A 5,262-nucleotide genomic window follows, 5' to 3' on the forward strand; every position below is an offset into this window, starting at 1 on the left:
CGGGCTCGCCCGCCAAGAGCTGAGCCGAGCCGAGCCGAGCTGACATACCCGGAGGGAACTGACCGGTCGCGGGAACCGACCGGTCAGTTCCCTCCGGACGTATGCCTCGACGCGGCGACCCGGGCCACCCGCCCCATGGGGTCGAAACGCTGTCGCAGCACCGCCTTCACACGCGGGGTGCAGGCTGGACGCAGCCGGCCCCGGCTTCCCGGCACCCCCAGCGTCTTCCGCCCTGCCGGCGGTTCGGGCCGGATCCCGAATCCGACGTGCAGGAAGCGAGTTGCGGATGTCCCACACGGATCAGTTCCCTGCCGGCGGCGGCCCCGAGCGGGCCCCCGGCTCCCACGCCGTCGTCGTGGCCGGCGCGGGCCCCACCGGGCTGCTGCTCGCCGGGGACCTCGCGGCGGCCGGCGTGGACGTCGTGGTGGTCGAGAAACGCCCGGAGGGCATCAGCAATCTGACCCGCGCCTTCGGTGTGCACGCCAGGACCCTCGAACTCCTCGACGCCCGCGGCCTCGCCGACGAACTCGTCACCACTGGCCAAGTCATCGGTGAGCTAAGGCTGTTCGGAGCGATTCCCTTCAACATCGGTGCGCTGCCGTCCCGTTACCCCTTCCTGCTGGTCACACCGCAGTACGAGGTCGAGAAGCTGCTGCTGCGCCGGGCCCTGAAGAACGGCGCGGTCATCCGCTACGGGACCGAGGTCACCGGACTCGACCAGGACGACGACGGTGTCACCGTGGCGGTGCGCACCGACGAGGGCGACACGACCCTGCGGGCCGGCTATCTCGTCGGCGCCGACGGAGGGCGCAGCGTGGTGCGCGAGGCCCTTGGACTGCCCTTCCCGGGCAAGGTGGTGATCCGGTCGGTGGCGCTCGCCGACGTCAAGTTCACCGAGCAGCCCAGCCTGGTGGTACGGGTGCACGGCACCGGCGACGCCTTCGGCTTCATCGCCCCCTTCGGCGACGGCTACTGGCGGGTCGGCGGCTGGGACCGCGCCCACCGTGGCGAACCCGACGACTCGCCGGTCGAGTTCGAGGAGTTACGCGCCATCATCGAGCGGGCCTTCGGCTCCGACTTCGGTATGCACGAACCGCGTTGGCTCTCCCGCTTCCACAGCGACGAACGTCAGGTGCCCGCATACCGGGTCGGCCGCGTGCTGTTGGCGGGCGACTCCGCGCACCAGCACTCACCGGCCGGCGGCCAGGGGATGAACACCGGACTCCAGGACGCCGTCAACCTCGGCTGGAAGCTGGCCGCCGTGCTCGACGGCGCCGCCCCCGACGCCCTGTTGGACACCTACCACAGCGAGCGGCACCCGGTCGGCAAGGCGGTGCTGCGCAGCAGCGGCCTCAACCTGCGGCTCGCCATGGCGCACAACCCGCTGGAGATCGCGCTGCGCACGGTGCGGAAGCTGGTGGTCACGCACGTACGGCCGGTCACACGGCAGGCCGTGGGGGAGATCACCGGCATCGGCTACTCGTATCCCGCGGCGCGCGGCGCGCACAAGCTGGTGGGCAAGCGGGCCCCGGACCTGACGCTGGACCGCGGGCGGCTCTACGAGGTTCTGCGGGAGGGCCGGTTCGTCCTGGTCCTGCCGCAGGAGGCGGCCGAGCCCACCGGGCTGGACTCTCCCGGCCGGCAGAAGCGACTGGTCGTCACCCACCGCGCGGACGGTGACAGCGGGGCGCCCGAAGCGGTGCTGGTGCGGCCCGACGGCTACTACGCGTGGGCCGGGGCGGCGGAAGAGTCGGCGTTGGCAGCCGGCATCACCCCCTGGGTGGGCTGACCGTCCCGTCCCTTCCGGCGTGTCGGCCGGACCGGCCGGACCGAACGGCCCCGGAGCAGTCACAACGGACTGTTCCGGGGCCGCCCGGACGGTGCGGTCGGTGCCGTCAGCGCGGTGGCAGCGGTGAGAGCGTGGGGAGGTGGGCGAGGAAACCACCGTCCACGGACAGGACTTGGCCGGTGATGAAGGAGGCGGCGGGAGAGGCGAGGAACGCCACCAACTGGGCCACGTCGTCCGGTGTGCCCAGCCTCGGTATCAGGTTCGCGCTCTGGAACATCTGCTGCACCGGTACGGGCATGTCCGCCTCCAGCGCGGGAGTACGGACCAGACCCGGCGCGACGGCGTTGCAGCGGACGCCGTCCGCTCCGTACGCGGCGGCCACGAAGCGGGTCAGTGCGACAAGACCGCCCTTGGAGCTGCCGTAGGCGACCATCACCCGGTCCCCGGACAGTCCCTGACCACTGGTGATGTTGATGATCGACCCGCCGCCGCGCTCGATCATCACCGGCACGGTGTGTTTGCACAGCAGCATGGGCCCGCGCAGATTGACGGCGAGCACCTGGTCCCACAGTTCCACGGACATCGTCACCACGTCGCGGTCCTGCCGGATCGCCGAGGTCAGCGCCGCGTTGTTGTCCAGCACGTCGATGCCGCCGAAGGTGTCGACGGCGAAGTCGACCAGGCGTTTGACGCTGTCCTCCGACGCGATGTCGACGCTGTGGCCGACCACCGACAGGCCCTTGGCCGCCAGTTCGGCCGCGGCGGCCTGGGCGGGCCCCTCGGCGACGTCCGCGAGCACGACGTCCGCCCCCGCGGTCGCCAGTGCTTCCACGGTGGCGACGCCGATCCCTCCCGCGCCGCCGGTGACCACGGCCACCTTGCCGGCGAGGGACTGCGTTCCGTTACTCATCGGTCAACGACCTCTCGTTCGGGACGGGGAGCTGCCCCCGATCCTGACGGACGTGCGTGAAGACGGTGCTGCGGAATCGTGTCGTGATCGGCCGAACTCGACGGTTTGTGAAACTAATTGATGACTCGTCAGCTCTTGTCGGCCGAGGCGCTGAACAGATCGGCGAACCGGCCGAGCAGCAGATCGTCACCCTTGTAGCGGGCCGTCTCGGCGGCGCCCAGCACGATCGGGCCTTCGGGGCCGGGCACCTGCGAGGCGCCGCCGGTCGAGCCCAGCGGCACCAGGACCGCGTCCTCGCCCGGCCGGTACGTGTGTTCCGCGGGCCGGCCTGCGGCCAGCGACCGGATGTTGGCGGCCACCACCGCGGCGTGCTCGGAGGCGGCCTTGGACCGCTTCGGCTCGGGCACGGCCGTGACGTCACCGACGGCGAAGACGTTGGAGGCGCCCGCGACCCGCAGGAACTCGTCGACCTCCACATGCCCGTCCGGCCGCCGGGCCGCGGCGAGTTCGCCGTGCAGCATGTCGCTGACCGGCACCACGCCGTAGCAGCGGAACCACAGATCCGCTTCGATCCGTACGCCCGCCTCCGTGGTGACCGAGAACGGCTCGCGCACGCCCGGCGGCACCGAAGGGGGCTCCGTCAGTGCGCTGCCCAGCTCCAGCCGCACGCCCCGCGCGGTCAGTTGCTCGCGCAGCGCGTCGCGCAGCCCGGGCAGATAACGGCCGCCGAGCACGTCGTCGGCGGGGTCGACCACCACGACCTCCGTCTGCGGCCACTGCTCGGTGATCTCGCCGGCCAGCTCAAGGCCGACCGGGCCCGCGCCCAGCAGCAACACCCTTGACGCTGAGGCGAGTTCGGCCCGGGTGTCGGCATGCCGGGTCTGCGAGTCCGCGCTGTTCTCGGTGTCCGGCTTGGCCGGGTAGGGGTAGGAGGAGCCGGTGGCGAGGACCACGTAGTCCGCCGCCACGCCGGTGCCGTCCGCCGTGGTGACACCGCCCGCGTCCACGGCCACCGCGTGGTCGCGCAGATGGCGGCCGCGGGTGAACAGGCCGTCGTAGCCGAAGTAGATCCGCTCCGCCCACTCCGCGTCGACCAGCCCGCGCAGGGCCGCGACCGTGTGGACGAAGGCGTCCCTGGGGTCGATCAGTACGACGTCGAAGTCCGGATCGAGCTGACGGGCCAGCGCGGCCCCTCCGTATCCGCCGCCGACGATCGCGACCGTGCTGCCCATAAGTTGCGCTCCTTGTGCTGTACCGCCTGGAGCCCACTGGAGGGAACGGGGCTCCGCCGACTTTCGCGGAGCCTAACGGGCCGCTCAGGTAAAATGCAATCTGCATGGCAATTTAGCCGCGAGCCGCCGGCTACAAGCCAGAAGTGACGAGGTGTCGCATGCCCAAGGCGTATGTCTACGACCGTTTCGGTGGCCCCGAGGTGGAGCACTTCACCGATCTCCCGCAACCGGTCCCCGGACCTGGCCAGTTGCTGATAGCCGTGCGCGCCGCCGGCGTCAACCCGGTGGACTGGAAGCGCCGTTCGGGCCGCAGACCGGCCGGGGCGCCCGCGGTGGAGGTGCCCGCCGTGATGGGCGGCGAGGCGGCGGGCGAGGTGGTCGCGCTCGGCCCCGGCACAGCCGGCTTCGCGGTGGGGGACGCGGTCCTCGGCGGCCCGCTGACCGGCGGGTACGCGCAGTACACACTGCTGCCTGCGGCGGCGACGGTGCGCAAGCCCCCGGAGGTCTCCTGGACCGACGCGGCCGCGCTGCCGATCGCCGCCGCCACCGGTTACGGCGCCGTGCGCCAACTCGGCCTGCCGGAGGGGGCGACGCTGCTGGTGACCGGTGCCGGGGGAGGGGTCGGGGTGGCGGCGGCCCAGGTGGCGGTGGGTCTCGGGCTGACCGTGGTGGGTGCGGCGGCCCCGGCCAAGCGGGAGTTCACCGAATCGCTCGGCGTCCGGTTCGTCGCGTCGGGCCCCGGCCTCGCCGCGCGGGTGCGGGCAGCGGCGCCCGACGGCGTGGACGGCGTCCTCGACCTGGTCGGGGGCGAAGTGCTGCGCGAGGTGGCCGAGATGCTGAAGGACCGTACGAAACTGGTGAGCGGCGCCGACCGGGAGGCGGTCGCCGCGCTGGGCGGCGCACCGGTCGGGCCGGTGCGGGACCCCGCGATCCTGGGCGCCGTCGTGGAACTGGTCCGTACCGGCGCCCTGGATCCGAGGGTGACCCGGGTGGTCCCGTTCGAGCAGGCCGCGCAGGCGGTCCGGGCCGTGGAGGGCGGACACAGCCAGGGCAAGACCGTCCTGGAGATGCCGCCCCTGGACTGACCGGCGGGCCGCGCTCCCGCGCGACGGGCCGTACCGCGCCGGGCGAGGCGCGTACCGCGTCGGGCGAGGGGCGTCGGCAGGCGGTGGTACTGCGCCGAGTATTGCCGTACGCCCGGAAAGTGAAGTACAACGTGCACGGTAAATTGGCCTGCGCGCCACCTGAACCTGGAGGCTTCCCCTGAACACCACATCGACGGTCCCCGCCGAGCCCGACGCGGACATGGCGTCGGGCGCCACCGGCGCGGG

General features: G+C 72.4%; 4 protein-coding genes. 2 read left to right on the plus strand and 2 right to left on the minus strand.

Going from position 1 to position 5,262, the window contains the following annotated elements; all coding sequences use genetic code 11:
- The first annotated feature begins 286 nt into the window (after nt 1–286).
- Nucleotides 287–1,789: an FAD-dependent oxidoreductase gene (locus HY68_RS26375; RefSeq protein WP_041993200.1), complete on the plus strand. Its 1,503-nt coding sequence runs from the start codon at nt 287–289 to the stop codon at nt 1,787–1,789.
- Between the two features lie 106 nt (nt 1,790–1,895).
- On the opposite strand, the gene HY68_RS26385 is transcribed toward HY68_RS26375, so the two are convergent.
- Nucleotides 1,896–2,699: an SDR family NAD(P)-dependent oxidoreductase gene (locus HY68_RS26385; RefSeq protein ID WP_041993204.1), complete on the minus strand. Its 804-nt coding sequence runs from the start codon at nt 2,697–2,699 to the stop codon at nt 1,896–1,898.
- Between the two features lie 128 nt (nt 2,700–2,827).
- Complete coding sequence (locus HY68_RS26390; RefSeq protein ID WP_041993207.1) at nt 2,828–3,931, minus strand: FAD-dependent oxidoreductase; 1,104 nt, start codon at nt 3,929–3,931, stop codon at nt 2,828–2,830.
- A 158-nt stretch (nt 3,932–4,089) separates the two neighbouring features.
- Between HY68_RS26390 and HY68_RS26395 the strand changes: the two genes are divergently transcribed.
- A complete protein-coding gene (locus tag HY68_RS26395) occupies nt 4,090–5,016 on the plus strand; it encodes an NADP-dependent oxidoreductase (protein WP_041993210.1) in 927 nt (308 codons plus the stop codon).
- Nucleotides 5,017–5,262 lie beyond the last annotated feature (246 nt).

Source organism: Streptomyces sp. AcH 505, from assembly GCF_000818175.1.
Taxonomy (GTDB): Bacteria; Actinomycetota; Actinomycetes; order Streptomycetales; family Streptomycetaceae; genus Streptomyces.

Excerpts from the sequence above, each read along its gene's own strand:
- HY68_RS26390 (WP_041993207.1), bottom strand. The coding sequence starts at position 3,931 with ATGGGCAGCACGGTCGCGATCGTCGGCGGCGGATACGGAGGGGCCGCG.
- HY68_RS26385 (WP_041993204.1), bottom strand. The coding sequence starts at position 2,699 with ATGAGTAACGGAACGCAGTCCCTCGCCGGCAAGGTGGCCGTGGTCACC.
- HY68_RS26395 (WP_041993210.1), top strand. The coding sequence starts at position 4,090 with ATGCCCAAGGCGTATGTCTACGACCGTTTCGGTGGCCCCGAGGTGGAG.
- HY68_RS26375 (WP_041993200.1), top strand. The coding sequence starts at position 287 with ATGTCCCACACGGATCAGTTCCCTGCCGGCGGCGGCCCCGAGCGGGCC.